Origin of the sequence: Mesorhizobium sp. M7A.F.Ca.CA.004.06.1.1 (genome assembly GCF_003999135.1) — a bacterium.
Classification (GTDB): domain Bacteria; phylum Pseudomonadota; class Alphaproteobacteria; order Rhizobiales; family Rhizobiaceae; genus Mesorhizobium.
The window spans coordinates 1-3,856 of sequence record NZ_RZPQ01000572.1; the positions used below are offsets into that span (position 1 = coordinate 1).

Consider the following 3,856-nt stretch of genomic DNA (forward strand, 5'->3'; position numbering starts at 1 on the left):
GTCGTCGGCGGCGATGTAGATGTTGTCGATGTCGCGGTTGCCGGCGATGCGGCGCTGATAGGCATGCAGCGGCATCAGCACGACATTGTCCTGGTCCTGGCCGAAGCCGGTATAGCCCTTGGGCTCGAGCAGGCCGATGATCTTGCAGGAGGTGCGGTTGACGCGGATGATCTCGCCCTCGGGATCGCCGGCGCCGAAGAACTGCTGGCGCACGGTCTCGCCGATCAGGCACACGCCTGTGCCCGAGCGGGTTTCGGATCGCTGAACGGGCGGCCCGACACCAGCTTCCAGTCGCGCGCATCGAGATAGGCGCTGTCGGTGCCGGTGACGCCCGAGGTCAGGCTCTCGGTGCCGAAGATGACGCGGACCTGCTTTTGCGAGGCCGGCGAAATCGCGCGGGCACCGCTGAGATGCGCCACAAGTGCCGCAAGGTCCTTTTCCGCGAGCGGACGCACCACCTGGTCGAGCCCGCCCGGTCCGCCGGGACCGGCCGGACGGCCGGAGCGGACCACCAGCAGATTGCTGCCGAGCTTGGAGATGTCGGCCTTGACCTTTGCTGTGGTGCCCGAGCCGATGGTGAGCATGGCGATGACGGCGGCAACGCCGATGACGATGCCGAGCAGCGTCAGGAACGAGCGCAGCACATTGCGGCGGATCGAGCGCAGCGAGAGGCGGACGGTTTCCCAGATCATGGCTGTGCGATCTCCAGCTTCCTGGAATCCGAAGCGACATGGCCGTCGAGGAAGCGGATTGTGCGTTCGGCATATTCGGCGACGTCGGCCTCATGCGTGACCATGGCGATGGTCAGGCCAAGCTCGGTGTTGAGCCGGGTGAGCAGCTCCATGATCTCGTGCGTGCGGGCGGTGTCGAGATTGCCGGTCGGCTCGTCGGCGACGAGGAGTGTCGGACGCGTGACGATGGCGCGCGCGATCGCCACGCGCTGCTGCTGGCCGCCGGACAGCTCGGCCGGCGTGTGGTGCTCGCGGCCGACAAGGCCGACCTCCGCCAGCGCCTGCATGGCAAGGTCTCGGCGCTCGCGCGCGGCAACACCCCGATAGATCAGCGGCAGTTCGACATTTTCGGCTGCCGTGGTGCGGGCCAGCAGATTGTAGCCCTGGAAGACGAAGCCGACATAAAGGTTGCGCAGCATGGCGCGGCGGTTGCGGTCGAGCCGGCCGGCGTCGATGCCCATGAAGGAATAGGTTCCGGCCGTCGGCGTGTCGAGGCAGCCGATGATGTTCATCGCCGTCGACTTGCCGGAGCCGGATGGACCCATGATGGCGACGAATTCGCCACGCCGGATCGCTAGATCGACGCCGGCCAGCGCATGCACCTTGGCCTCGCCCTGGCCGTAGCTCTTCCAGACCTTGTCGAAGGTGATGAGGGTCGCGCCCGCAGCCACGGCATCAGCTCCGCTGCTGCGACGCGGTGATGATTTGTGCGCCTTCATCCAGGCCAGAGATGATCTCGGTCAGTTCGCCGTCGGTGGAGCCGATCTTGACATTGACCGGGTGCGGACGCCCGTTCTCCAGCACGTAGAGTATGCGCGAGCCGTCGGTGGGCACTGTGGCGGCCTGGCGCTGGCGATTGCCGCCGGGGCGCCCCATGCGGCCGGTGAACAGGTCGCTCAGGCTCCAGCCGCGGGCGGCCTGCTGCGCCGGGCGATAGCGGAAGGCGGTGGCGGGTACGGTGAGCACGCCCTTGGCCTGTTTTGTGACGACCGAAACGGTGGCGGTCATGCCGGGCCGCAGCAACAGTTCGTTGTTGTCGACCTCGAGCCGCGCATTGTAGGTGACGACGCCGTCGGTGGTGACCGAGGCATAGGAGATGTCGCGGATCTCGGCATCGAACGGCCGCTCGGGGAACGCATCCACGGTGAAGCGGGCATGCTGGCCTGACTTGACCGCGCCGATGTCGGCCTCGTCGACCGCCGCCACCAGTTCCATGTTCCTGAGATCGGCGGCGATGATGAACAGCACCGGCGCCTGCAGCGAAGAGGCGACCGTCTGGCCGGGATCGACCGAGCGCGTCAGCACGATGCCGTCGATCGGCGCATAGATGGTGCTCTTGGCAAGGTCGGTCTGCTGCGCCTTGAGGTCGGCCTGGGCGATGGCGAGGTTGGCCTGCGCGCTGTCGAGCGCTGCCTTGGAACGGTCGCGCGTGGCGGTTGCTGCTTCAAGCGACTGGTCGGTCGCCATGCCGCGCCTGGTCAGTTCGGCGGCGCGCACCAGCGCCTTCTCGTTTTCGGCCAGCGTAACCGTGGCGTCCTCGACATTGGCGGCGGCGGCCTTGGCCGAAGCTTCGGCGCGCTCGATCTGGACTTCGAGTTTCACCGTATCGAGTGTCGCCAGCACGTCACCCTTCTTGACCTGCTGGTTCTCCTCGGCCGAGACCGAGCGGATGATGCCGGACAGTTCGCTTGAAATGTCGACCTGGGTAAGGGGCTGTAGCGTGCCGGTCGCCGACACCGCGACGGTGAGGTCGGCCTTGGCGGCAGGCACGGTGGTGTAATCGATCCTGGCCGGCGAGCCGGCATACCACTGATAGACGCCAAGCCCGGCAGCGAGCACGATCAACGCCAGCAGCGCATAGAGCCAGCCGCGCCGGCGCGATTTGCGCCGACCCGTTCTGTCGAGCCCAAGCGCCGTCTCGATGGCGGAATCCGATTCCGTCTTTGGCAGATTGACAATCTGGTCCACGCTGGACCCCTATAATGCGTAATATCCCGTCTGTGCACAGATCAGGCTTACTGGTTCAAATATCAAATTAAATTTCGCCCATGTTGGGATTGAGGCAGGAATGAAAACCCGGAATTACTTGCTCTACGATGTGTTTACGACCGAGCGACTGGCCGGCAATCCCTTGGCCGTCGTGCTGGACAGCAAGGGATTGGACACGGCGGCGATGCAGGCCATCGCGCGCGAATTCAATCTGTCGGAATCGGTGTTCGTGCTGCCGCCGGACAATCCCAAGCACAGAAACCGCATTCGCATCTTCACGCCCGACTATGAAATGCCGTTCGCCGGCCATCCGACGGTCGGCGCCGCGATCGCGCTGGCCGAACTGGCTGAGGAGGGCGGCGCCGGCATCTTCGTGCTGGAGGAAAACATCGGCCCGGTGCGGTGCGCCGTCAGCAAGCATGACGGCAACACTTTTGCCGAGTTCGACCTGGCGAAGCTGCCGGAGCCGCTGAAGCTCGAAGCCGATCCGGAGGCGATCGGTGCGGCGCTTGGGCTGACGCCGCACGAGATCGGCTTCGAGAATCACCGCGTCGCGTTCTGGTCGGCCGGCGTGCCCTACGTCACCATTCCAGTTGCCAATCTCGAGGCGGCGGGCCGCATCCGGCTGGACAACCAGGCCTGGTCGGAACTGGCGCCGCGCAAGAGCGAGTGGGCCTTCGCCAGCCCCTATGTCTACTGCCGCGAGACGGTGAACCACGAAAGCGCCTTCCATGTGCGCATGATCGTGCCCGGCACGCCTTCCTACGAGGATCCGGCGACCGGCTCGGCGGCTGCGGCCTTTGCCGGCGCCATCATGCATTTCGACGCGCCGACCGACGGCATTTCGCAGCTGTGGATCGAGCAGGGGCTGGAGATGGGCCGGCCTTCGCGCATCCGCCTCGAACTGACCGTGCAAGGCGGAAAACTGGCCTCGGCGCGTATTGGCGGCAACGCGATCAAGGTGGCGGAGGGCAAGCTGTTCATCTGATCGAACGCATGCTCGGTCGATTTGTCGGGAAATGATTCCGGCAGGGCTGGACAGGACCGGTGGTGGCGGCTATATGCCCGCCAACGCCGGTTTTTGCCGGCCGAGTGGGTGCGTAGCTCAGTTGGTAGAGCAGCTGACTCTTAATCAG

At 65.4% G+C, this 3,856-nt stretch carries 5 protein-coding genes; 1 reads left to right on the forward strand and 4 read right to left on the reverse strand.

What is annotated here, in order from left to right; genetic code table 11:
- The 4 genes from EN906_RS38490 to EN906_RS25955 all read right to left on the reverse strand — a co-directional run.
- A partial coding sequence (locus EN906_RS38490; protein WP_245484333.1) for an ABC transporter permease occupies positions 1 to 234 on the reverse strand: 234 nt, incomplete at its 3' end.
- Entirely contained in the window at positions 225 to 692 is a 468-nt protein-coding gene (locus tag EN906_RS25945) for an ABC transporter permease (protein ID WP_245484334.1), read from the reverse strand. The genes EN906_RS25945 and EN906_RS38490, both read right to left, overlap by 10 nt.
- A complete protein-coding gene (locus EN906_RS25950) occupies positions 689 to 1,402 on the reverse strand; it encodes an ABC transporter ATP-binding protein (protein WP_127268496.1) in 714 nt (237 codons plus the stop codon). Before EN906_RS25950 ends, EN906_RS25945 begins: the two co-directional genes overlap by 4 nt.
- A gap of 4 nt (positions 1,403 to 1,406) precedes the next feature.
- Complete coding sequence (locus EN906_RS25955; protein WP_127268497.1) at positions 1,407 to 2,699, reverse strand: efflux RND transporter periplasmic adaptor subunit; 1,293 nt, start codon at positions 2,697 to 2,699, stop codon at positions 1,407 to 1,409.
- 100 nt (positions 2,700 to 2,799) lie between these two features.
- Between EN906_RS25955 and EN906_RS25960 the strand changes: the two genes are divergently transcribed.
- Positions 2,800 to 3,708 (forward strand): PhzF family phenazine biosynthesis protein, encoded by a 909-nt coding sequence (locus EN906_RS25960; RefSeq protein ID WP_127268498.1) that lies wholly within the window; start codon positions 2,800 to 2,802, stop codon positions 3,706 to 3,708.
- Positions 3,709 to 3,856: the final 148 nt, after the last annotated feature.